The organism is Microvirga yunnanensis (assembly GCF_025460875.1).
Map to the genome: position 1 here is coordinate 125193 of NZ_JAMXFI010000001.1, position 24195 is coordinate 149387.

Consider the following 24195-nt stretch of genomic DNA (forward strand, 5'->3'; position numbering starts at 1 on the left):
CCATTTTCCAGTGGACGCCGCAGATCCACTCGCCCCAACCTTTTTCTTCAGGGACTGTCTTGGCGACCATTCGGCCGCAGTGAGGGATGCAACAGGGAAATCGGTCGCCGAGGCTGACCGGATCCCACAGCATTGTTGCACCCCTCTTCTTAGATGACCGACGGTTACGCGGCGGGCCGTACCTGCTGCTCATCCCCTGAGACCTTCTCCAGGCCGCGATCGAGCTCACTCGGTTTCATAAGCAAGTCCGGCTGTTCAATGGCCTGCTTTGCGGAGAAGGCGATGCCCATCCCCGCCTCTACGTTCCCGTGAACCATGATGAAGCGCATCCGGACCTTCTCGGTCTGCACCTCTGCAAGACTGCCGACCTGGGTTCGGGCCTGTTTGAGCGAGATTGCCATAGAGTTCGACCTGCAGAGCAGCATCTCGGCATCCTTGACATACCAGTCGTTGCGGTTCTGTCCGTAGATGAAGCAGAATGCGTAGGTGATATCCTTGGTGCGGTAGATTGCCTGAGCCGGGCCGGTTTTCGGTCTCGTCAGGACCGTCTCGGCGTCGGTGACCATTTTGTGGTTTCCCGCATTCTTCTTCTGCGAAAACACCTCAGCCAGTAGGCTGATATGAGCCTCGATGCTGTCGCTCGTCAGGTTTGCATCTGCCTGCTTTCGCAGTTCCCGCTTCTCCACAGCATGTTCCTCACCAAGCCGGTTGAGAGCGGCCATCTGGGATTCCAAGCTCGCCAGCAGAGCACTCTTCGATTTGCCGTCGATCCGGTAGTTTTCCACCTCCTGCGCAGAACGGAGTATATTTGCGAAAACCTCAGCGGCATCCTCCCCGCCTGAAAGCAGCATGTTCTTGAGGCGCGTTTCTCCTCCTCCCGAGAGCGTGACCCGGTCCTGGAGCGACTTGGCTCTGGCCAAAGCGTCCTGCTTGAGAGCCATCACAGAGTCGTACAGGGGATGGGTCGACACATCCGTCTGCCGGCGCAGGGATTCGATCATCACCCGCTGCTCGAGCGTCTTCACCGATTTGGCGACGGCGATGAAGCCGTCGAGGAGGTCACGGTCGTTCTGATCCAAGCTCGATGCTAGGACATGCCCCATTCCCCTCTTGATCGAGCCCGGGTCGATCGCATGCACGCCAGTCAGCTCGGTCACCACCGGGGTCAAGGGTTCAGCGTAGACCCGCCCCGAAGCCTCCAGGTCCTTCCGGAATCGTTGAGCCAGTTCGTTCAGGCTTGGCACAACCTCGCCGAAAGCCTCGGTGAGGCTTTCAAGTCGGTCCCTGCAGCCAAGGAGGAAATCGTAATCATCTTTCGTGTCGATACCCGCATTAAGCTTCTCCTCGACATCCATCATGAACGTTTCCGTCTCTCCCTGGACGAGAGACGAGGTGAAGCGTACTGAACAGATGCTGCGGCGGATCCCGACCTTCTCGTATAACTCATCATCGACACGCTCTAGGACGGTCATGAAAACCCGCTGGAGACGCGGATCCCCTAAAACCTCGCTCCAACGGGCCCGCAGCAATGCCCCGACCCGGCCGCTGAGGAGGCTGAGCGATTTTGGCCGGAAGTCATAGCCAGCGATGGCCCGCAAGCCATTCTCCAAGAGGTCTTGATCCTCCAAGATGGATGACACGAGGCTCTTTTCGTCCTCAGTAAGGTCTCCATCAAGCAAGGGCGTCGGGATGCTCGGCTTCTCCGGCTCCTTCACCGCCACATCGTCCTCCTCGGTCGGGGGCACATGGGAAACGGTAACCACAGCCGCCTCCTCGGGTTGCGGCTCCTCGACCCCCGGGGCATCAATAACGATCGTTGTCCCCATTTCCCATTCCGGCGGTCCGGCGACGTTCACCACGGGCTGAGTAGAAACCGCTTCGACACTGTCTAAGACCGGCGTTGCGAACTCATCCGTCGGCTCCGCCGCTGGGCTCATGAAGTGGTCGTAGATCTCACGTTCGATATCGGCGTCTTCGTTAAATGTCGCGGAGAGGATCCACCCGTCAATCACCTCAGGATGATCGATTTCCGTCAGACAATCGCGCGAGAGCTGGGTGGTGTTCGTAATCATGTCGGCCAAGGTGCCGACCGCCTCCCGGACTGAGACCGGATCGTCGCTGATCGCCGCTTGCTCGGACAACAGGTGATAGGCATCAACCAGTTTGCGAGCATCCATGAACGCAATTCGACGGGCGTCCCCGTCCACGGTCTCTTCCGCACCGAAGTTCATTTCGCTTGAAACCTCATCCCCCAATGGACCTGCCTCAGATCCAAGTCCATTATCGCTCGCGAAAAGCGAGTCATCGAAAGCCAAATCCTCAGGCTCCCCGGAACTGTCGGCCCCTTGCCCTTGATCCTCGCCCTGACCGTGGGCCTCAACCTCCGCTTCATCGCCACCGTCCTCGTCCCAAAGACTGGCGTCAGGAGTGAGCTCGATGTGTTCCTCCACGGGAGAAGGCTGCGCAGTTGCGGCCCCAGCGACCGCCTGTGCACCTGGCGCGGGAAAGGGTGCGGCGGTCAGAGGTGCCGCCGCCGGTTCAGGGTCCTCATCGTCAAACACGAACCGCTTCGGGCGTCCGGATTGTCCGAGGGCCGGGACGTTGATCTCTCTAACCTGCGTCCCGCTTTGCCTCGTCTCCAATGCCTCAATCTTATTGTCTATCGCCGCCGCACTCTTGAGCAGTCCGCGCCTGAGAAAGTTCATAACCATGCCGATGATCCCTGCGAAAATTGTGGAGCCGATCAGAACGGCACCCGGGGTTTGCGGCGCCGCCCAGCTGAACGTGAAAACAGTGGCGGAAGCCACGAGCAGCGGGAACTCGATCAGATCCCGCTGAATATGCTTGAAGAGGGCATCCAGGCCCTTCGACCCGGGGAAACCGAGGACAAACCACGCGATTGGGGAAGCAAGGAGGGGGATTCCAACTTCCCTTAAGACAATCCCATCGGCTTTCCAGACCCCGACCAGAACCAGCCAGAACTCGCTGTGGAGCGGTAGAAAGTACGATCCGGCTTGAACCCAAAACGACCAGACGAGAAACCAGATTGTGGTCCAGGCCACAAAGTTTCTACCCAGCCAAAGACTTTGGTCGACAATCAAAGCCAGGACCAAGCCCCACAGCAGGCCCCAACCAGTTCCAAGCAACAGACAGATCGGGACCGCCCCGACTGCTGCGATCGCGATGCCGCGATACAACCGGCTCAGCCCCCCATGCCCTGGAACCCGCCGTAGAACTGTTCGCACGGCCGAGACCGCTGAAAATGGACCCGCGAAAAGCCGGCTGTCGGCAGGTTTAGCCACCGATGTCATGACCGTCCCGGACCCGAGTACGGTCATGACCGTGGGCCATGCGCGAGAACACCTCCTCCGCGCCCCGCAGCGCTTGCTTCTCGAAGTTCGGCCCCATGAGGGCATCGAGCCCCTTGGAGCCTGCCTTTGAGAGAACGCTATCAACGTCCTTGAGGCTGGCTGGTGCTGTACCGTCGGCCCCGTGGAGATGCATGCGACCGGAGAATGCGTTTAAACCCTCGGGGGTCACGAGGTTCACAGCGCCCTCGACCGCCTGCTTGCCGACGTCGGACAAAGTCCCCTTGATTGAGCTCAACAGGCCTTTTGAACCCGATGCCTGGTCGGTAGTATTAGGCCTGTTGGTGGGTATCAGATCGTTGTCCATGGAAACCTCGGAAACGTTGCGTGCGCGGGCTTCAGGGCAATCCGGCTCCCGAATTATGATTCGAGAACGGCTGTGCCGAGTTACGCGGGTAAAATACCCCCGCCTAATTCGGTTTGCTATCTTAATATGTGTGCTCCACACCCCCAGGGCCGGCCACGCGGAGGTCACAATCCCCTTCCGTCTCATCGAGCCGGACCCGCAGGTTCAACTGCGCCATATATTAAAGGAGTACGGAGTTCCCCTGTGTCGAGCGCTGCATGCTGCCGAAGCGGACCGGTGCCGACATCCCGCTGCCCTTAGTGATGTCATTGAGGTCAGGGGTCTCAACAATGTCGGATCTGCCCATTCTATTCTCGGGGCGGTCATCGATACCGACCGGCTTTCGATCAGGAACGGTCTCACCCCAGTGTCCCTGCCTGAGCCTGGGTCTCCAATTCGCGTCCAGGCGGTGCCCCAGAGCGTATGGGACGGAGATACCATTCTCGGGCGTTCCATCATCACGGTCGTTCCGGTGCCCGGATCCGGAGATCTCACAAGAGATAAGATCAGTCTCATCGAGGCGCTCGTGAGAGCGCTAGGAACAATCCCCCACGTCGTGGCTCCTCGTCCTTCGTCCCCGAACTCCAAGTCCCCACGCACTGACAACGATAAGAGAGCAGGGCAGCAGGATCTCTATTTCGGCATGCCCTGGTGAACGCTGACCCTGACCGGTTCCGGTCAGGGAGACACTTCTTGAAGCTATGGCTTTGAGGTGAACAAGGGGTTCTCTGAAACCCCAAAAAAGAACGGCGGCAAAAGCGGCCGTGCCAAGAACAATAATAAGAACCAGCACGGACTAGACGCTAGCCTAGACATCCCCGCGCTGGATCCAATAAAAAGAATAAGAAACGGATCCTGCCATGACTTTCAAGGAAGCTCTCCGGGTCGAGCTCAAGGCCCTGGCCCCCACTGTCGCCTTCATCGTGATCGCTCATGCGATGATCATGTGGGTCTATAACGAAGGCGTCTTTGGCGCCCTCGGGGTCCTGCTGGCGCTCGGCGCCGTCAAGATGGCCCTCGTCCTCGGCTGGACTGTCGTCAAGATCGGGGTGTTCCTCGCCGCTCTGGCGGCAATCGCCTACGTCTTCACAATGGTATTCTAACCGGGAGAGACGGTTTCTCGTCCCTCCCCGGCCGATACAAGAAAGCCCGCTCTTCTCCGAGCGGGCTTTTTTTATTTCCTTCGATTGTAGGGGCGTTTCGTGCGCCCGTCGTCTTTGGAAGGACTGGCCTTCTTTACGCTCTCATGCCCTCGGGATTTTAAGGCTGCCTCGCGGGTCGTCCGGCTTGCGGCTTCGGCTTTAGGCGGCCGGCCACGGCGCTTGGGAGCCTCAGGAGCGCTCCGGTCGAACAGGTCTCCGTCTGGATCCGCGGTACGCCCACTTGAGACCGTCGCGCCAGCGCTGGAACGGGCTGCAGCACCCCGTCCGCCCTTGCCTGACTTGGACGAGGTCTCCTCCGAACCCTTCCGCCCTTTGCGCGATCCCTTTGCACCGCCTCCTGAACCGGCGGCTTCACTCTTGGCCGCAGCCGCCGACGTTGCCTGACCTCTGACCGCGCTGGCCAGGTCCTGCATCTGCTCGGCCAGCTTATCGACCTTGGCGTCCGTCCGGCTCTGATCCTGTGTGAGCCGCTCCTGTACATCGATGAGGCGCTGGAAGATCCCCTCCATTCCAGGAGGCAACGCTGGCTCTTCCGGTGCTTTCGTCTCCTTCTTCGCCTTGCGCGAAGGAGCCTCACGCGACGAGCGAGCCACCGGAGCCTCAATCTCGTCGCTGCTGATGTGCCAGGGCTCCTGCTGGAGCTCTTCAAGGTAGTTGCCGCCAGAAACGTGGCCCCTGACCACGATCCGAGTTCCTGTCAGGCGCTGGAAAGGAATTCCCAGACCCTCGGCAATCTTCTCGAGGACCAGAACAGTCACATTCGAGGTCATCCGAAGCAAGCTATCGAGATGCCGGTCGCTGATGCCGATCTGCTTCGACATCTCCGTGGTTCCCCACCCCATCAACTTCTTGATGGTCTGAAGGTTTGCGCTCACATTCTGAAGCGTTTTGCTTTCAGAGAAATCGTCTTCCGAAAACGACCTACGGGTCATCCGTTCCCCCAAATACCACATTCAAACCCAGAACCGTCACTGGCCGGGTTGGATTAACAAATCCCGATCCAGTACAAGTTACGGAGCGATCTAAAGTTGCGCGCTCGCTGGCAATTTCCGAAGCTCGCAAGTTTACCGCTTTCTCGTTCCCTTTGTTCCCATTTCGAAAATCCGAATTTTGATTTGAGAACGGGTTTTACGAAGCACAAGAATTCGGAAATGGCAAGCTGCCACGCTGTCAACTATCCCGAATCGCAGTCGGAATTTCAAAACAGCCTATCCGGAAAGATCGCAATTAAGAGGCGGGCTTTTTAACTCTAATTCTGGCAATCCGCGTTTTAATTCGTTTGCCCTTGACTCAACCCACCTTGCCGGTGTGAATCCACTTGGCCCATCAGATTCGGAATTTAGGCGTTGGCGCGTCTGGAGCAAGAGTCCCGGGTCGGTATTCACATCTAAAAGTCGACCCGAAATGCTTGGCGGCATTTTCTCGGATCGATCCAACACACGAGGACATGAACGGCTTGAAGAAGGCCTAAGAATCAAAAACCCCGCCGTTGGCGCGGCAGGGGTTTTGAAGAGGCCGGTATCGAAAGGACTGAACCCAACGGGACCGGACTAAGAACTAGATTGGCGTCAATGTTCTTAGACCCCCCCGACATCCCTGTCAACTGGAAACGTCGTTTCGGCGATCGGTCTCGCTTGTCCAAAAACAATCGGGGTCAAGACCATGAATCCGCAAGGATTGCGGCCGATGTCGGCTGCCCACGCCCGTGTCGAACGGGCCGTGACAGAGAAGTTCGTTAACGAAAAGCCAACGACCAAGTCGGCAGTGCTCTACGCTCTTAAAAAGGCGGCTCCGGCCCTTAAACTCCGCCCCACCACTTGGCGGCTCCTCAGCGTCCTTTGCGATCTCTCACATCCGATTGACTGGGAGGATCGCAAGATCGGCCCCGTCGTATGGCCGTCCAATGCCGCCCTGGCCGATCGCGTCGGTGTCGATGTGCGCAGCATTCAGGTTCACCTCAGACGCCTGGTCCAAATGGGCTTGATCACCCACAGCGACACCCGCAAACGCTTCGGTACGCGCGTCAACAATCGCATTGTTCAGGCTTGCGGCATCAATCTTACTCCCCTGATGATCCGTCGGGAGCAGTTTCTTGAGCTGGCCGAAACTCATCAGGCCGAACTCGCGGAGCGGAAGAAGCTAGCTCAACTCATTTCTGAAACCAGGATCAGAGTCATCCGCCTGATCGCCGGCGGCCAGGACAGCCAGATCGCCGGTCCCTGGGTTGAACTCGCCGCAACCTTCGCTCGTCTCGGGGAGCAGTACGGCATGACGCTGAGCCGCCCCACCCGGACCGTGAAGGCCTCGCTGGCTGACCTGCACACTCTGCTGTCGTCACTCATCACACTCGAAGTCTCGGCTCAATCGGCTTGGAACCAGCATCTCGATGCAACCGAATTGGTCGAAGATTCTTCGCCCGCAGGCGACAAAGGATTCACCCAGAATCCTAATCTGATTCATAAAAAGGATGACTCTTTGAATCAAAGGGCTGCCGAAGATGTGAATGGCATCAAGGCTGCGCCCTACGCGCCAAAGTCAGAGATCCAGCAGGAGCGTACCAAAGGCCTACCCTTGGACCTGAATCAGGTGCAGCGAGCCTGCCCCGCCCTCTCCCAGTATTATCCTGACGCCTTCTCGTCGGTTCATAAGCTGGCATCTAGCATTCACCAACTCAGAGGGCTCCTTGGGATTTCTGGAAAGCTATGGGATGAAGCCCAGCGGTCCCTCGGCCCGATTGAGGCTTCCTTGAGCCTTCTGGTCATTCTTCAGGGGCATGAAGATGGGCGGATCTCGAACCCCGGCGGTTATCTGCACAGCATCGTAAGCAAGACAGGCTCGCACCAGTCCAGCATGGGGGACGTCATCGCGAGAATGGCAGCAAGCCGGACGCACGATCCCAGGCCTTCTGTTGTGTTTCCGCTGCTCGGTAAAAAAGAGGCGGAACGACATGCCGGATAAAATCAACGGCTGTCAGTTCCGCCCAGTCAGACGGGCGTAGACCCGCTTCGACAATGTTGGCTCACCAGGAAGAGGCGACATTGCCGGGTTCCCCATGAACATGCCACCGAGATCGGGAGAGCGCAACGTCTGTCAAATCCAAGCGGAAGTCAGGACGACGGATTGAATAGGGTTCAATCGTAGCGGGTCAGCGCGAAGACTTCCGAGAGCACAAGATTGAGTTCACGGTATACTTCTTACGACGGGACAATATCTAATCCCCTGTCGGGATCAGTCTCAAAATGTTGCAGAACTGCCTTTGTGCATACTGTCTCCTAATCGAGCCGCAAGTAGACGGAAACGATACTCCACTTGCCAGCCTGCTCTGCCAAAACTCGCGCCCGAGACTTCAGATCTTCGTTGGTTCGTTGTCTGGCTCAGTCCGAAATAAAATGCGGGATATACGAAGGGGAATGGGCTAGTTTTGAATATGTATAAACAAGCTCGGAGCCTCGCCATTTATCGCTTCGGCTTGCAAGTTCATCAAGTGTCGACCCGCAAACAAAAGACTTCATCGGCGTTCAACGACAAACAACCTGACAGAAAAATATTTCTCTTAACGTGTTGAGAGCAGGTCAAGGCGACCGCCGAAACCCACGATTTACCCGTCCGACAACAAGAATCGCCACCAGGACATTCTCGAATCATGCTCACATATCTAGTCGCCGTTCAGAACGCAGCGGGTGCTGTTCCACTCTTTGCTTCTCTCGATGGAGCGGCCGCGCAACGGGCCGCCGTGGGTCTGAGCCAAGATCACCCGGAAGCGCTCATCACAACGACCCCGGTCGAGTTTTCTCAATCATGCTTAATCGGCTCATCGCTCCTGATGCTCCAGTCCCAGATCCGGCTGGATCAAGTCGATGGCTTGGTTGAACTTTTGGCCTCTGGGTCAGACCCAGATCCTGCTTCCGATGCTCGGATCGACTTCCACTTCTTGCCCGACCAGATCGCATTGCCGCCAATTGAGGCTGCGAATTAGCGTGCGGAGCGCTTTGGACCCGTTTCCCTTCGCACGTGAAAATGCGAAAAGGGGCGAAATAGAAAAACACGAATCGTAGGTTTAACCGGGACATTGTTATGAGACACAGCCTCATCCTCCGTGCTGCGCTGATTTCGGCCGCTGGGCTTTTGGCCTCCGCATGCACCACAACCACCGGGAGCCTCGGCCTTTCGGGCCAGCCTTCCCAGGGCCAGATCCGCTCTGAAGCGGAGCGTCTGGGAGAGGCTTACCGTTCCCAGCCGGACAACCCGGAGGCTGCTCTGGCCTATGCCAAGGCTCTCAACTCCCTCGATCGCAATGAGGAAGCGGCTGCCGTTCTCCAGCAGACGGCTCTCCGCTTCCCGAACGACAAGGGGGTGATCGCGGCCTACGGGAAGGCCCTGATCGCCGTTGGCAAGACCCAGCTCGCCTCGAATGTACTGGACCGAGCCCATACCCCAGATAACCCTGACTGGCGGGTTCTCTCGGCTCAAGGCGTGATCGCCGATCAGTCCGGCGACCACAATCGCGCTCGCTCCCTCTATACGGCTGCACTGAAGATCCAGCCGGAGGATCCGATGGTCCTGACCAACATGGGCCTCTCCTATGCTGTGACCGGCGACATGGCCTCTGCGGAACAGTATCTCCGCAAGGCTTCCGTTGCGCCTGGTGCTGACCAGAAGGTCCGTCAGAACCTCGCTGTCGTCCTCGTGATGACTGGCAAAGAAGCCGAGGCCCGGGACCTCCTGAAATCGGACGTCGCGGCCGCCGAGATCGACTCGCATATTGCCTATCTCAAGAGCCTTGGTTCCCCGAATGCCCGTTCTGAGGGCAAGGCTGCAAAGCGGGCATAAGATCATGAACCTGACACGCTTTTGGCCCTCCAAGTCTGGCGCCGCCTCTAAAGATGCCCACCAGCCGCAGCCGTCGAACCCAGCTGGGTCCGATATGATCGACGATTCCTTCATTCTACTCGTCGGCGGCCAACTCCAACCGACAGCCGAAGATCCAACACCTGAGCCGGATGAGGACGACACCCACGCAAACGATTTCGTGGTCCTGGCCGGAGGCTTCACTGGCACGCCATTGGGCGAGTCTGGGCAGAAGGTCGAGGCTCCTGCAGAGGGTGACAGCGCCGACGACGTGGTTGAATCGGTGGTCGACGCCGACCAGGCCGAAGGGGGCGCATCTGCCGAGGGTGCTCCCGCAGAGTCCACCGACCCGGATAACCCGGTCATCGACGTCCACGATCCTTATCTCGAAACCTTTGCTCCTCTCCCCGACCAGGTTGCTGCCGACGCCGCTCCTGCCCTTGCTTCTGTCACAGGGAATACCCTTCCTGGCCCATACCATGCACCAGAGGCTCGCAACGCGCGTCGGTGGCCGTGGAGCCGAGCCGCTGCCTCCGAGGTCAACGTCTCCTACGATCACGACTGGGGAACAGGGATCTCGGTGAACGAAGAAGAGGCGCTGCGACAGCGCCTGATGAACAAGAACCAGCCGCCGAAGAAGCGCCGTGGCTCCCTTGTTCTGATCGGAACCATGGCAACGGCCGCAGCCCTCGTTCTCGCCGCAGGAAGCCCGACAAGGTTCCTCGAGGTCGTGCCTAGCGCCAAGAAGATCGTCACGCGGGTTCAGAATGATCTGATTTCGCGGGTCTCGCTAACGTCAGATTCGCCTGCCGAGCAGACCCGCGACAGTTCGATGTGCGCGCAGCAGCCGTCTATGGATGGATGCTTCACGAACAACGTCATCCGGGCTGCCGCCTTCGTCTGTCCGACGGCCATGCATCCTGTTGCCGTAGAGTTCGCCAGCTCGCCCGTCCGGGCCGCCGTTGGACTCTCGCATCGCGCCTCTATGGCGCCGTCGACGGGGTTCGCCACGATCCTGAGCGCTGAGACGACCTTCGACTTCATGACGCGGGATCTCAACTTCGCAGTGGATCTCATCTCGTTCCGTCGAAACGGCAACATCGCAGGCATGCTCAAGAACGTTCAGCCTCGCCAGCAACTTCCGGTTCAAGTGGCGAAGGCCGACGGCATCATCGCTCTTCGCGGGAATGAAATCGAACGTCTCGCGCTTACCCCTGACTGCCGGATCGCGATCTTCGAGAATGGCATCCCCCCAGAGTATTTCGCTCAGGATGCAAAAGTGAATAACTCGCCTGTTCGCATTCCTGTGAAACCTCAGACCCAGGCTCAGGCGGATTTAGGTCGACGCTGACCTAATCCGCAGCCTACCCCTCTCAATCCCCAGAAGAAGCCCGCCACAGGCCAAGGGTCACTATGAATTTTGCTCTTTATCTTCTCGCAATGTTATCGCGTGTACTGCCGAAGCAGGTGGCAACTAAGAAGAAAGCCACCGCACTGCACCGAGAATGGTCGAGCCGAGCTTTAACCGATCACCTCTTTGTCGCCGATCTGAAAGCGATCGAGCGGCTTTCTCTTATTGTCAGCGATGGGAAGCCGTCTATTCAGTGGCCGGTCTTAACGATCCTGATGGACCGTCGCTATCCAGCATTCGCCGAGGTCCTCTCCGCCTTCACAACGGAAGACCGCAAGGTTCCGTTGTTCCGCCCTGCTTCCGCTGACGGCGCCGAGGCGCAGGGCATTCTTATCTCGGCTCTGGCCTTTCTGCAGAATTCTATCGATGCCGCCAACTGGGCGACTGATGCTAATGTTCTGGCAGGCGAGCTCGCGTCCCTGCCGTGTGCCATGCTGAAGATCCTCACGATTGAGGACGGAGCGATCAGCCTTCAGCACAACCTCCATTCTCTGTCGATCGCCCTCGAGAACGCAGCTACACCTCACACCGAGCCTGCGACGGCCACGCAAGACAAGCTGGCATCCGCTCTCCTCCGGTATTATGCCATTCGCCGCCTCGCCCCGTCGTCCATTCCTGGTTTTGTCTCGACCTACCATCCCGGCGAGGATCTCGACTATGCGGCAGCACGGATCGAGCACGTCCTGTCATCTCACGGCATGCTCCCGCTGACGATCCAGCGCCACTACCGAGAAACCCGCGACGTCATCATGGACATCGCTATTCTCGCCGCAGCCTATGCGGATCTTCCCGCTGCTATCCTCGTCCCGACCTATCCGGCGCTCTTCGAGGCCTCCCTGTCGAACGAGCCTATGATCAGCCCCGATGATCCCGAAGTCGTCAAGGGATACGACATAGGGCCGAACCTCACACACCTGATGCTTGGATCGATCATCACTCACGGCAAGACCCCAATCATTGGTCCAGCCCGCTCTCAGATCCCGCTGATTGCGACAATCGCAAATCGGCTGACCCTCGCCTATCAGCCGCCCCAGCCCTCCTACGAGGAGCGCATCGCCGAGATCAAAGCCGTTGCCCAAACCCTTCCGGGGCAGGACATGCCGCAGACCGATATTGCGGCCATCGCACGGCTCGACCTGACTCCAGCCCAGCGGCGCCAGGCGGTCTACTCGACTGTGATGACCGGCTCGGCCCAGTCCGCCCTAGAGGTCATCGCCAGATCCTCGGCCTCCGTCACGCCCGCGATCGCAATCGCCGACCTCGATATGTCTTTGTACGTCTGCAAGCAGGACTTACCGGATCTGATCGAGAAAATGACCACAGCGCCCCGCGGGCGCATGCCGGTCCTGATCGACGGGGTGGCCGGTACGGGCAAGAGCGCCTTCGGCCGCTATGTCGCCCACCAGATGGGCTACCAGTCCAAGGTCTATCGCTATTCGGATCTGACAAGCCGCTGGCTCTCTGAATCCGAGAAAGCCGTCGACAAGATGTTTGCCGATGCCCGAAAGCACAACTTCGCCATTATCATGGACGAAGTTGAAACGATGTTCTCTGACCGGGAAACGGCGACCCAGGATTACCAGAAAACGCTCACCAATGCTTTCCTGACCCACCTCGACAGCCATGATCTTCCGGTCTTCTGCTCGACCAACCACAAGCGGGACATCGACCCTGCCATCCTGCGCCGCTTCGTGTTCAAGCTCGAATTCGAGGCCCTTACCCCGGAACTTGCGGCGAAGGCCTTCAACCGCTTCTTCAACATGCCAGCCCCGGCCGACATCCTACAACTCACCAACCTTACCCCTGGTGACTTCGACGTGGTTCTGCAGAAGGCTTCGGTTCTCCGAATTAAGGATGACCCGAGCTGGTTTGTCGCAGCTTTGCAGGAGGAGCTTTCCCACAAGAAAGCGAAAAGCCTCAGGATGGGCTTCATACATCATTGAAGTTGAACATATTTTCTTGCTAGACGGGTGTGTCCTCTAGGCGACGCACCCGTTCGGATCGGCTCGAATCATGTGGTTCAGGGGTGCTTTATAATTCGGGCGACCTCTTACTAATTCGTTTCTGCCTTGACGGTTCGAGGCCCGGACGGCATAATTCGGCCACATTGGAGCTACGGCAAGCCGCTAGATGATCCGGCGGTTTTGGCAAGCTTACCATTCTATGACGGAATGGGAGTCAAAGGCTGAGCTTCTCCTGTGAGACTAACAAATAACAAGCTCACAGGCTTCACCAGGATCAGGCCTCGCCCCGCGCGCAGTTCATGATCATCGATGCACGACACAGACGCCCGTCCTAAGCGATGGAATGCGAAAGCGGACGTTTGCGTAACCAAGGTCGATATGATGAAAACGTTGCAACCAACGGCTCTTCACAAAACCAGCGGCTTCTCCGCGGTCATCGCCTCTCAATCATCGGGCGCTCCAGCCAACCAGATCAAAGTTAATGGTATCTGGAACGACGAAACCGTCGAAAAGATAAAGCAGCTCGTCGGCCGCAAGCTCACAGCCGAAGCTATCGCGGCCGAGATCTCCACGCCCGAAGTTCCGGTTACCCGCTCCCAGATCCTCGGCATTTGCTGGCGCCGTGGTTGGCAGGTGGGCCAGAAGCGTCCGTCACGCAACCACATTCCCAAGCAACGCACGATTGGGAAGCGCATCCTGAAACGCGGCCAATCTGACGTACAAGTCATCCTGGCCCTGCCGGATACACGTGAGCCCCGCTCCGTTGAAGAAACGCGGATCGTCCGGAAGGCAAGCACCCGGAAGCCGTCGGGCAAAGCTCTCCTCACGCTGCCACTGTTTGAGGCCGCTGCAACTGCCGATACTAAGCTGAATACGTCAGGCGCGGACTTTATCCGGCACTACAAAAAACGTGCTGAGAAGGCCAAGGCGCCTGCCAAAGTGGCAGAAGCGATCCAGACTGTTGTTGCTGAGACTGCGCCAGCCCCAGCACCCGTCGCCGAGGTTGTCAGCATCCCAGCCGTTGTGAACGCCGCGCCCGTACCAGCCTGCGTGCTGGAGAAGGCTGCTCCCGTCGCTGAGGCCAAGCCGGAACGTGACCTCTCGAAGTGCCTGACGATCTTTGATCTTCGGGACCGCCATTGCCGCTACCCGGTCAGCGGCACCGGCGTCTCCATGCTCTACTGCAGCGAGCCTGCGATCAGCGGCAAGCCGTACTGCGAGCATTGCGCCTCCATCGCATATGAAAAGCCCGAGAAAGTTACCGCTTCGAATAAGCCTCCCAAGCGCAAGGTGTCCGCTTTCTCGATGCGAAACGGGATCATTTTTCGCTGAAACCTCAAAGCCAACAGAAGTTGGTCAACGCCTAAAGCAATCCCCAAAAGTCTCTCAATCCGACCCTAAAGTCGAAACCTAGGAAAGACCCTCCGATGAAGTCCATCAATGAAGCCCAGCTCCTCGGCAATGTTGGCCGAGATCCAGAGATCCGCACGCTGGGCAACGGCGAAAAGGTAGCCAACCTGCGTGTTGCCACGAACGACACCTGGACGCAGAACGGCGAGAAGAAGTCCAAGACCGAGTGGCACAACGTCGTCATTTACAATCCGAACCTCATCGAAACCGTCGAGAAGTATGTCAAGAAGGGCGCTCCGATCCTTCTGAAGGGACTGAAGATCCAGTATCGCACCTTCACCGACAAGGACCAGGTGGAGCGGCAGGTCACCGACCTCGTCCTCCAGCGTTTCGGAGGCGACCTCATCCTGATCCCAGCCGGCAACGGCAACGGCTCCGACAACGGCGGCAGCACCGATGGCTTCGGTGGGAACGAGGACGATCCCTGGAAGGACTAGAATTTCATTCTCCCTGAAGCGAGGAGCCAACTTAGCCGGACGACACCCGTCCGGCTTTTTTCATGTCGGGATCTGGTTGAGCAAACTGAGTACCTGACATGAAATCTTCCGAAGCCACTGCGGCGCGAGCCCGCGCCCGACGCGTCGAAAAGGGCATCCAAACCGAGGAGTGTGCCCGCGCCTTCACCGCGCGACCCTCGCTTCAGGGGCTATTACAACTTCCCTTGCTCGAAGAGCTGGAATCCCGTGGCGGACGGGCCAAGCCGAGCGATCTCTATGAGAGACTTGCTGATCGGCTTGATGTTCCTGACGATTTACGCTCCCAAAAGCGCACCTGCGGGGATGGACAGACCTATTCCGTCTTTCCGCAGGCGGTGCGATGGGCTCGCCAGAACGCCGTGATGGCTGGCCTGATTCACAAAGGCAATCGTGGCATCTGGGAACTTGCCGATCCCGGATATGCCAAATTGAAGAAGGTTCGCCGCGGCGTTGCCGTCCTGATCTACTCACTCGATGACGGGGTGGCACTTTGGGCCCATGCCGAGGATGCAGCGAGAGCGATAGAGCCCGGCTCTCTAGCCCTCGTGTTTACGTCCCCGCCATATCCGACCGTTTCTCGCGAATATGGGAGTTTCTCCGTTCCCGATTGGCTCTCCTGGATGCGGTCGCTCCTCGCAGTGTGGAAGAGCCTCCTAGCCACTGACGGGACAATCTGCCTGAACCTTATGGATACGTTCGTCAGCGGGACGCCCAATCTCTCGCCATACGTCGAGCGGCTTACCCTCAGCTGCGTCGACGAACTCGGGCTCCATCTTTCGGGCCGAAGTGTTTGGCACAGCCCAACGAAGATGGGGAACATCCAGTGGGCCTCGAAGACGCGCCTCCGTCCACGCAACACCCTCGAGCACCTCCTGTTCTTCAGCAAGAGCCCTAACCCCAACTGGGACACCCGCCGACTGCCGGTCGAGCCCTATGCCGCCTCGACCGTCGCAGCTTGGGATCGGGCGCAGAAGCGGCCGTCGAGCAAGCGGCCCTGCGGCTACAACATCAATGAACGGGCCTTTGCGCCAACCGGTGACGGCCCACTGCCGGGCAACCTGATCGTCGCCGCGGGAGCGCCAGGTAACGATCAATTCAGCCGTCGGTGCAGAGAGGCCGGACTCCCTCCGCACCCGGCGCGGTTCCCCGAGGCAATTCCAAAGCGGGTGATCCTGCTTACAACCGAACCAGGTCAGATTGTCTACGACCCCATGGCCGGATCGAACACGACCGGAAAGGTCGCCCTCGATCTCGGCCGGCGTTTCATCGCTTCCGAGCCATCCCTGACCTATCTCGGCGCCTCCGCCCTCCGGTTCGATCAGCGGCCAGATTTCCGTCGCCACCCTCTCCCTGAGGGGCTTGCAGTCCCGACCGCCTGACGCACCCCCTTTATCGCTTGTCTTCAGAAAGGCAGCCCATGTTTCCCAAGTTCCCGCTAAACGGCGAGTTCGACCTGAACGACGTCGCCACGATCCTCGAGGCCCTTGAGCGATATGCCAAGAGCCCCGAGGCCAAGGCTCATGCCTTCCGCCGCGACATCTTCCCGGCGGATTACGGCGGGGCTGGCGCAGCGGTGACGCCGCTTCGCATTCCCCAGATCATGGAGATGGTTCGGATCGCCGCTGAATCCGCCACCAGAGTGGATCGCGAAATCGCTGTCCATCACTTCTCGGACGCGATCGAGAAAACGGTTCAGCGCCAGCCAGAACCGATGAAGGCTCTGGCCGAACAATCGCAGCTGGATGTCGACCATACTGGGGGCGGATGCCTTGCCTATGCCCGTCACTATGAGGACGGATGGTATTTCTGGCTCACTGCCGAAGATGGGGCGTCCCTCCCCGACAACCCAGATGATCCGACCTGTCTGATCGGCGCATATCATCCCACTGACGAATGGTGGCTGAATTCGACCGCTACGCCGCGTCAGGCCTTGACCGTCATCGGGACCTTTGTGGCATTCGCTAAGACGCGCTACGCCGCCGGCCAGGACGCTACAATCGCGACCTTGCGCGATATCCTGACCACCGCCCGGTCCTCGGGCTACTTCGTTCCCGAAGAGGCCGAGGCCATCGCGGCAATCCTTGCCGAACCGGAAGTGTCCCAGGCGGCCGAACTGCCCCAGTGGAAGCGGGAGTTCCCCGGATTTCAGGCAGCCTGGATTCCCGAGCTTCCACCGTCATTCGAGGATTACTCCTGGCACAACGATGCCTGCCCGAGGTTCCACGACATTATGCGGGATCTCGTCTTGTGGGTGGATCATCCCAACCCCCAGGATCGTGAACTTCCAGAGAACCTTCGTTTTGGTGTCTGCCGTGAGCTCGACGACGGAACCATGGAAGACCTCTACGCGGCTGACGAGTGGATCTTGGTGAGGGAATTCCTGGACGGCTATTCCCCGCCTGCAGGGACGGCGCCGAACTACAATACGCTCCTGATGCTGGCAGAGGCCGCGAAGTGCAAGACCGACGACGATTGGGGGTCCGAGCGGCAGATCGACGCCGAAAACCGCTTCTTCAAGGCAGCCCTGCAGCGCTTCCCCGATCACTTCGCCGACACCAATGACGACTGGCAGGAGGCGATCCACAAGGCAACCTCCGATGAGATCATCGAGGAAGCGATGAGCCGGATCGTGAAAGAGGTTGTCCGCCAAAACCCGAAGCTAGCCTCCCTGCTCGACAAGAAGGACTAACCACACTCAATCAGCAGCAGCATGGAGCGCCGTACGAAAGAGGCTTCCGCTCCGGCGGCACAGCCTGCCAACACGGAGGACAGGACAAGGATGGTTCCACAAATCGACTTAGCCGACCTAATCGCTAAGACCGGGGGTTACGGGCTGCGAGGTGATCAGTACGACACAGCTACAGTCGCCCTTGCCACCTGGCACCAGGTCGAAACCAACCGCGCCGGCGTGATCGTCGACCATGAAGAGATCCTCATGGCCGAAGTCGGTCAGTCTCAGGCGAAGGTCAAAGTAGCCCAGACCGGCCGCGGCCATTGGCTCACCGGCTATGACTTTCGCAACAACATCGGCGGTGCTGGCTGCGCCCCCGGAGTCTGGGATCGCATAGCCTTCAACGAGAAGGATGACGCCATCAGGTTTTACGCCAACAGCGCCAGGACCTGGTTTCAGAGGCAAATTGAATCTGGGAACAGTTGCCTCTCAGAGCGGGCCCGCGACGAGGCGGCCAAGATGATCGACCTCCTGATGCGCGTGATCAATCCGCCGCCGCCTGCCCCGATGCAATTGAGCCTGTTCTAGGACAAAGCAGGATACTGCCGATGACATCACCAATTCCTCGCTCTAGCCGGATTGAGGTACGCAACCCGATCCTGGCGCTTCCTGCCTTTAAGGCAGTCTACAGCCTCCCCGACGATACAAAACTCGTCCTGGCGAGCCTCCTGGATAACCTCTCAAAGGACGCGGAAGCCAAAGCCCAGACCTCTTGGCTCAAAAAGAAAGGGCCTATGGCGGCATATTGGAAAGCCTGTGCCGTCTACGCCAAACATATCGCACGGGCCATCAGGAAGTCCTGCCGCGCCGGCGACGTCCACAGTTCGCCAAATAGTGAGAAACTGACCCCAGAAAATGAGAAACTTCTCAAAGATAATAAGAAGTCTGGGGCATCGATCAGCAAAAAACACTCCTTTGAGGCTCACAATGAAAACCAAGTCGATCCCGCCCGTGCAGCTTAATTTCCGCGATGAGGCCTACGGATTACTCTGGCGCCCGTCGCGTTTCGCTTCGGCTACATGGGTGAGTTTTCTGAAACCCGTCGCAATAAGATTCAAGCGAAGGTCCGCAAGCACGGGTTCTCGTATAATCACCACCGGGAGGCGTGGGTGAAAGAGGATGTCGCGGACCCTGCTGCAGAAGCCCAGAGACTTGTCACGGCTCTCGCAAGTGCCGGATTCGTTGTAGAAACAAACCAGTTTTTTGCTGGATTGACCACAATAAGGCAGCCTCCCGCTCAGGATCTGGCAATCCCGGCCTAAAAGCTCAAACGAGCCGCGGCGCAGGCTGATTCATTGCATTTTAATTCGGTTTGCGTTATTCATAACTCGCCAATAGGAGCGCAGATTATGGATTTAGCTATGGTCACCAAACCGAAGCATCTGGAAGCCGCCCAGATCGCGTTGCTTCAGCAAAATCAGCAGACGCTCCAGGCCGCCCAGTTCGCCCACCGGTCCGCCCTTAATGCCGTCGCCGCCCGGACGCCCTTCGGACGCGACATGCTCCGGCATCTGGCAGCCGGAAAAACGATCGAGCAGGCTTTTGGGCTGGCGGCTACCCACTATGCCAAGCTTCATGCCCGTGAAGGCCTTGGCCGGGTGTGCAACTCGATCTCGCAATTTGCCAAGGATCTCGGCCTCTCCTTTCCGAGGAACAAGATGGAGAACCTTGCCCGTAACGTGAAGACGGTCGTCGAACGGGAGCGGGAGGCTGGACGCCAGCTGAACTAAGGCCTTCCGCCCTTTTCTTAGTCCAGATCACCCTTGTACTTTCCAGATATCCCGGTCGCAGACAGAGAATGTCCAAACTGCTCCCACTCCTCGTCGCCCTCACGATGGCAGCAGGATCTGGATATCTGGTGTTCTTCCGTTCATAGGCGGAGATCTCAAATGCTCCTTGAATCTTGCCTCTTAGGCCTTTCCGTCGGTTTCGCTCTTTGGGTCACACACAGGGCTGTCCGGCCACCGCGCCAATTGCAGCCGGTGCGGATCACCCGACACCAATAACCCAAGAGATCCGATAACGCTGGCGACATTTCATAGCCCCCAACCAATGTCCCGCGTAGGAAAGGCCGCTCCTCACTGAGCGGCCTTTCTTTTTGATGTCTTGGCCTCGCTACTACCCAGCGGGCGAAATCCGAATTAAAAGTGGTGACAACGACAGAGCTTTTGCGAATCCATGAAACATCTCCTGCTGCTTATCTACGCGGCCCCTCTCGTCATCGTCTGGCTTTGCCTTCGCATCATGGGCATCGGCTCGATACGGTTTCTCAAAATTCGCCTTCGCCCCAAGGCTCCGGGGGTAAAAGCAAGCGCCCCGAAGCCAAGCGGCCGCCGTCGAGCACGATCATCATCGTCCGGCGGTGGAGGTGGAGCCATTTCCGGAAAGGGTGTAGCAGGTCTCAATGGCTTGTCCGGCTCCTCGAAGCAAAGATCCGCCTTTGCTTCTACCGCCCCAGCTGTTCAGGACCGATCCGCTGATATCATCCGAAAAGGGCTGAACACCCAGATTGCTTCGGAACGCACTCAAGCCGAGAGGCTTCGTGGAGAGCAGCGTCGGCTCCAGGAAGAGAACCTCCGCACCCAGGAAAACACCCGTCTCCAGGAGGAGGCGCGCCTCCGCGAAGAATTGGAGCGCGCCCAGGAGGAACGGCGCCGGGAAGAGGAGCGCGTGGAAGAAGAGAGAGGACGGGCGTACTCCTAAACACAACAAGGCTTCGGGTGCGCACAACCTAGCGAGGCAGAAATAAGGGAGGCTTAAGAGTTGGAGCTTAAGTCTCTGTATTTAGATCAATCGAAGGCTTGGGGTATCAAATGCCGAGAATACTTGAGAAAAAGTCTATCACCCTTCATTGGGGAGGCTCGTTGGGCAATTCAACGTCCCGCGGGACGGCGAGCTTCGGCACGATCACTCCTGATTACGACGTTCTTCCTGCTCAAGTGGAGAGCGCAATCGAGGAGCTCAACGACGATGACTGGGACATCAAGTCCATCACGCCTCTCACGGAAACGGCCTACTCTTCCACGATCCTTCAAAACAACGCTGACCCGCTCGGGATGGGTATGCTCAAAGCCAATGCTGGCTCCGAGACGATCACTGGCACCTACACAGCGGGGGTGATCATCGTAGCCCAACGGTGGCGGGAAATCACGGAGGCCGAGGCAGCCGAACGACAGCGCGAGAAGGCCGCACGACGTTCGGCCGAAGATGCGATCCTTGCTGCCGAAGCCGAGGAAGCCCGGCGGAACGCAGGCCCAATTGCATATGATCGCATCATGAGCCTGCCGATCGAGCGCAGGGGTGGCATCATGTCGAATACTTGGCTGTTCAACGGCCAAGAGTACCATACAAAAGGAATGGCCGAGGACGCCCGTCGGAACATGGCCCACAGCGCTAAAATTCAAGCAGAGCGCGACAGAGACGGAGTTGCCTAAGCGCCTGCAACTTAGATCTCACTCTCTAAAACGCGAAACACCCGCCGACGGCGGGTGTTTCGTTACTTGTAGCTTGCCAGAAGTCTCGCAGACGAGACTCAGAGGATGAAGTACGACTTCGCTAAGCTGATCGCGTCATCAAGGTGGATCGAAAAATCCGCCTGGCCGTCGCCATCCACGTCTCCGTAGATGTAGGTATCTGAAGCGGCTCTATCGAACCGCAGTTCTCCGGCCTTGTTGCTGAAGGCATTACTGCCAATAAAGCTGAAGGCTTGGTTTCCTTCGCTGGTGAGGTCGGCGTCGATGGCTCTCAGATCGATACGGTCCTTCTGAGACTTGGAAAAGTCAAAGATTGTGTCCCGGCCGCCGCTGTCGACGGTCGAGTCCGTGATAGACTTGAACACGAACGCGTCCTTCCCGGCTCCGCCATACAGCCGGTCGCTCCCTCCGGAACCCGTAATTATGTCATTCCCTGCGCCGCCATTGATCTTGTCGCGGCCGTTCCCACCGGACAGACGATTGGCGGCAGACGTTCCGGTGATAGCGAACCCGAGCTCAATCGCGATTGTGTCTCCGTCGTCAAAGGCCAGACCGTCAGCGTTCACATAGAGCGCATTCTTCGTGAAGCTGACGTTCTTTCTGGTAATCTCCAGCGAGGTATCCGCCGCGACAATGTCGACTGCATAGAGCGACTTGCTCTTACCGTTGCCAAGCGCATCGAACTTCAGGCCGTATCCGTTGAACCCGCCCCTATCAGGCACGTCTGTAAAGGTACCAGAATAGCCGCTGATGACCTTGTAGCTGAAGCGACTTCCAGAAATATCGAATTGGGCTGGGACGACATTATATATGCTCCCATTCAATTCGTAGAACTTCGAATTGTTGAATTCGATCTTCCCGGCAGAGATCTTGGTAGTCGCCGGCTTGGTGATCGGGTTGTCGCGCTCCGGCGAGTAAACGGTCAGCTGTACTTTTGTTCCATTAAGCATCTTCAGCCCCTAGGCACGCTTGTGATTAGCCCCCCTGCCCAGATAGCTGAAATCCAGTCTGTTCTCAATGAGATTTGGCTGATGCAGCAGGCCACACAATCAAACCCCAAAAGGTAAATCGTCATGCGCAGCGGTCTCACTCGTGTCGAACACCAGCCCATCCCTGACGCCGATGCCGTCACTGCACTCGCACGCATTCTCACCGCGATGAATGGCCCTTCCCCATCAACGTGCGACACTACAGATGCACCCGAAGGAGAGGACGAGGAGGATCTCGGATACCAAATCGCAGCGAACGCCATTCTTGACCAGCTCGCAGCGAAAGGATTTGTGATTTCACGGTCCGTTAAGGACACGACCCTCGGCCCAAAAGTTCGTGATACGGCAGTAGCGCGGTTCAGCCTTTTGTAACCGTCCGATCCCAATCACGACTTTTCTTTCGGCATTCAGCAAGACCCGATCCGTTTTTAGCTGCCATTCCGGCGCGAGCCGCATTAAAAAGCGGAAGCGCGAAATAGGAATTCTCGAATCATGGCTGCCTTTTTCGATTCAATATACTCACTGGTGCTCGCCCTTCCGTTGACCCTTGCCGCCTTCATCTTCGTGCTTGGCGTCGTGATTGCCGTCCACGAAGCAGGGCATCTATTCACGGGCCGGGCATTTGGCATCAAGGCCGAGGTCTTCTCGCTCGGGTTCGGCAAGTGCCTATGGGCAAGAACTGACCGGAAAGGGACGGAGTGGCGGATCTGCCTGGTACCCCTCGGCGGCTACGTCAAGTTCGCAGGCGACAAGAACGCCGCCAGCCAGGTGTCTCACGAGGCAGTGGCCACTATGACCGAGTCCGAGAAACGGGCTACTTTCTTTCACGCCTCTCTTCGTGCCCGTGCCTGCACCATTGCGGCCGGTCCACTCACAAACATTGCTCTCGCGATCCTCGCCTTCGGGGCGATCGCATACATCCAAGGAGCGCCTACGCTGAAGGGGCAAGTCGGCAGCCAATCCAGGAACCCCTGCAGAGAGATCCGGTATCAAGCCGGGAGACATCGTAACAGCCGTCAACGGGGCGCCTACGCCGGCCGCAGAGGACATCATCGCTGCCGTCCAACAGAACCGCGATACTCCAATGGTGATGACGATCCGGCGCGGGTCGGAAACCCTGGATGTCGCTGTTACGGCCGTTCTCAAGACCAAGCGAAACGCCGATGGATCGGAAACCGAAACCTATCCCGTCGTAGGGTTCAGCTTTGCTACAAGCCCGGACAATGTATTCCATGTCCCGATGAGCATTGGCGATGCCGTCCTCCATGGCTTCACCATGACCTATCGGGTAGCCGAAGTTACAGCCGTGTCTCTGAAGCGGATGGTTACCGGCGAGGACGGGATCGAGAACCTTTCTGGCCCGGTCAGGCTGGCGGCGGTCTCAGGCACCTATGCTGAGGATCACGGAATCGAGGGGCTCGTTCTGCTCATTGGCTTCGTGTCCGTATCAATTGGCTTCATGAATCTTCTGCCGATTCCGGTCCTGGACGGTGGGCATCTTGCCATGTTTGGGTACGAAGCAATCGCGAGGAAGCGGCCAAACAAGAAGGTCGAACAGTTCAGTTATGGCGTCGGGTTGGCCTTCGTCTTGTCACTGATGATCTTTGCGACCTTGAACGATGTCGCTCACCTGTTCTTCAGGTAGGAGTCCTCCGATGGATCCTAACGCAACATTCGTCGCGGCCTGTCGATCAGGCGACGCTGCCCTAAGCGAGATCGATCGCTGGGTCGAACGATGGCATACCGGCTCAAATGATCATGAGCTCCATGAGTTCCTTGGACTGTCCATCGAAGAGTACATTCGGTGGGTGAAAGAGCCGGACTCGATCGATGCTATCATCTGGCCTAAGCACGGATAACTGAATTAGACGGAGTGAGGGCTTGAGACGTTGTGGTCTCGCCCTCCTCGGCTCTTCAGGCACTCGCGCAACGCCGGCGTCGTCTAGTGCCATCAGGCAGGTCGCCTGCCACCTCATGACACCACCTCCGAGAAGCTGCTCGCCATGATCCCATGAC

21 protein-coding genes and 2 pseudogenes are annotated in these 24195 nt (G+C 58.2%); 19 read left to right on the plus strand and 4 right to left on the minus strand.

The window, feature by feature from the left end:
* Positions 1-164 precede the first annotated feature (164 nt).
* Positions 165-3197 carry a hypothetical protein gene (locus tag NF876_RS00540; RefSeq protein WP_262267067.1) on the minus strand — a complete coding sequence of 1011 codons (3033 nt, stop codon included), beginning with the start codon at positions 3195-3197 and terminating at the stop codon, positions 165-167.
* Positions 3198-3294: 97 nt separating this feature from the next.
* Positions 3295-3675, minus strand: a complete 381-nt coding sequence (locus NF876_RS00545; protein WP_262267068.1) for a hypothetical protein — start codon at positions 3673-3675, stop codon at positions 3295-3297.
* 899 nt (positions 3676-4574) lie between these two features.
* On the opposite strand from NF876_RS00545, the gene NF876_RS00550 reads away from it, so the two are divergent.
* Complete coding sequence (locus NF876_RS00550; protein ID WP_262267069.1) at positions 4575-4817, plus strand: hypothetical protein; 243 nt, start codon at positions 4575-4577, stop codon at positions 4815-4817.
* 71 nt (positions 4818-4888) lie between these two features.
* Here NF876_RS00550 and NF876_RS00555 read toward each other — a convergent pair whose 3' ends face one another.
* Positions 4889-5698, minus strand: coding sequence for a hypothetical protein (locus NF876_RS00555; protein WP_262267070.1), 810 nt, complete (start codon positions 5696-5698; stop codon positions 4889-4891).
* Positions 5699-6539: 841 nt separating this feature from the next.
* On the opposite strand from NF876_RS00555, the gene repC reads away from it, so the two are divergent.
* From repC to NF876_RS00625, 14 genes are all read left to right on the plus strand, one after another.
* A complete protein-coding gene (gene repC, locus NF876_RS00560; RefSeq protein WP_262267071.1) occupies positions 6540-7835 on the plus strand; it encodes a plasmid replication protein RepC in 1296 nt (431 codons plus the stop codon).
* 685 nt (positions 7836-8520) lie between these two features.
* Complete coding sequence (locus NF876_RS00565; protein ID WP_262267072.1) at positions 8521-8853, plus strand: hypothetical protein; 333 nt, start codon at positions 8521-8523, stop codon at positions 8851-8853.
* A 98-nt stretch (positions 8854-8951) separates the two neighbouring features.
* Positions 8952-9707 carry a tetratricopeptide repeat protein gene (locus NF876_RS00570; RefSeq protein WP_262267073.1) on the plus strand — a complete coding sequence of 252 codons (756 nt, stop codon included), beginning with the start codon at positions 8952-8954 and terminating at the stop codon, positions 9705-9707.
* Positions 9708-9801: 94 nt separating this feature from the next.
* The gene (locus NF876_RS00575) at positions 9802-11076 is read left to right on the plus strand and encodes a DUF192 domain-containing protein (protein ID WP_262267074.1); all 1275 of its coding nucleotides are present in this window, start codon (positions 9802-9804) and stop codon (positions 11074-11076) included.
* 275 nt (positions 11077-11351) lie between these two features.
* Entirely contained in the window at positions 11352-13079 is a 1728-nt protein-coding gene (locus tag NF876_RS00580) for an AAA family ATPase (RefSeq protein WP_262267075.1), read from the plus strand.
* A gap of 330 nt (positions 13080-13409) precedes the next feature.
* Positions 13410-14432, plus strand: coding sequence for a GcrA family cell cycle regulator (locus NF876_RS00585; protein ID WP_262267076.1), 1023 nt, complete (start codon positions 13410-13412; stop codon positions 14430-14432).
* 95 nt (positions 14433-14527) lie between these two features.
* A complete protein-coding gene (gene ssb / locus NF876_RS00590; RefSeq protein WP_262267077.1) occupies positions 14528-14947 on the plus strand; it encodes a single-stranded DNA-binding protein in 420 nt (139 codons plus the stop codon).
* A 98-nt stretch (positions 14948-15045) separates the two neighbouring features.
* The gene (locus NF876_RS00595; protein WP_262267078.1) at positions 15046-16365 is read left to right on the plus strand and encodes a site-specific DNA-methyltransferase; all 1320 of its coding nucleotides are present in this window, start codon (positions 15046-15048) and stop codon (positions 16363-16365) included.
* A gap of 38 nt (positions 16366-16403) precedes the next feature.
* Complete coding sequence (locus NF876_RS00600) at positions 16404-17675, plus strand: hypothetical protein (RefSeq protein WP_262267079.1); 1272 nt, start codon at positions 16404-16406, stop codon at positions 17673-17675.
* A 90-nt stretch (positions 17676-17765) separates the two neighbouring features.
* Positions 17766-18245 (plus strand): hypothetical protein, encoded by a 480-nt coding sequence (locus tag NF876_RS00605; RefSeq protein WP_262267080.1) that lies wholly within the window; start codon positions 17766-17768, stop codon positions 18243-18245.
* A 20-nt stretch (positions 18246-18265) separates the two neighbouring features.
* The gene (locus NF876_RS00610) at positions 18266-18679 is read left to right on the plus strand and encodes a hypothetical protein (protein WP_262267081.1); all 414 of its coding nucleotides are present in this window, start codon (positions 18266-18268) and stop codon (positions 18677-18679) included.
* Between the two features lie 387 nt (positions 18680-19066).
* Positions 19067-19447: a hypothetical protein gene (locus NF876_RS00615; protein WP_262267082.1), complete on the plus strand. Its 381-nt coding sequence runs from the start codon at positions 19067-19069 to the stop codon at positions 19445-19447.
* Positions 19448-19895: 448 nt separating this feature from the next.
* The gene (locus NF876_RS00620; protein ID WP_262267083.1) at positions 19896-20420 is read left to right on the plus strand and encodes a hypothetical protein; all 525 of its coding nucleotides are present in this window, start codon (positions 19896-19898) and stop codon (positions 20418-20420) included.
* 98 nt (positions 20421-20518) lie between these two features.
* Complete coding sequence (locus NF876_RS00625; protein ID WP_262267084.1) at positions 20519-21151, plus strand: hypothetical protein; 633 nt, start codon at positions 20519-20521, stop codon at positions 21149-21151.
* A 98-nt stretch (positions 21152-21249) separates the two neighbouring features.
* On the opposite strand, the gene NF876_RS00630 is transcribed toward NF876_RS00625, so the two are convergent.
* On the minus strand, positions 21250-22140 hold the full coding sequence (locus NF876_RS00630; RefSeq protein WP_262267085.1) for a M10 family metallopeptidase C-terminal domain-containing protein: 891 nt from the start codon (positions 22138-22140) through the stop codon (positions 21250-21252).
* Between the two features lie 123 nt (positions 22141-22263).
* Here NF876_RS00630 and NF876_RS00635 point away from each other — a divergent pair, with 123 nt between their 5' ends.
* The 4 genes and pseudogenes from NF876_RS00635 (at position 22264) to NF876_RS00640 (ending at position 23824) form a co-directional block, all read left to right on the plus strand.
* Complete coding sequence (locus tag NF876_RS00635; RefSeq protein ID WP_262267086.1) at positions 22264-22551, plus strand: hypothetical protein; 288 nt, start codon at positions 22264-22266, stop codon at positions 22549-22551.
* A 120-nt stretch (positions 22552-22671) separates the two neighbouring features.
* Positions 22672-23127: pseudogene (locus NF876_RS43305) on the plus strand (site-2 protease family protein); the annotation flags it as partial.
* 16 nt (positions 23128-23143) lie between these two features.
* Positions 23144-23272, plus strand: a pseudogene (locus NF876_RS43310) (PDZ domain-containing protein); the annotation flags it as partial.
* On the plus strand, positions 23270-23824 hold the full coding sequence (locus NF876_RS00640; protein ID WP_373371418.1) for a site-2 protease family protein: 555 nt from the start codon (positions 23270-23272) through the stop codon (positions 23822-23824). The pseudogene NF876_RS43310 and the gene NF876_RS00640, both read left to right, overlap by 3 nt.
* Positions 23825-24195 lie beyond the last annotated feature (371 nt).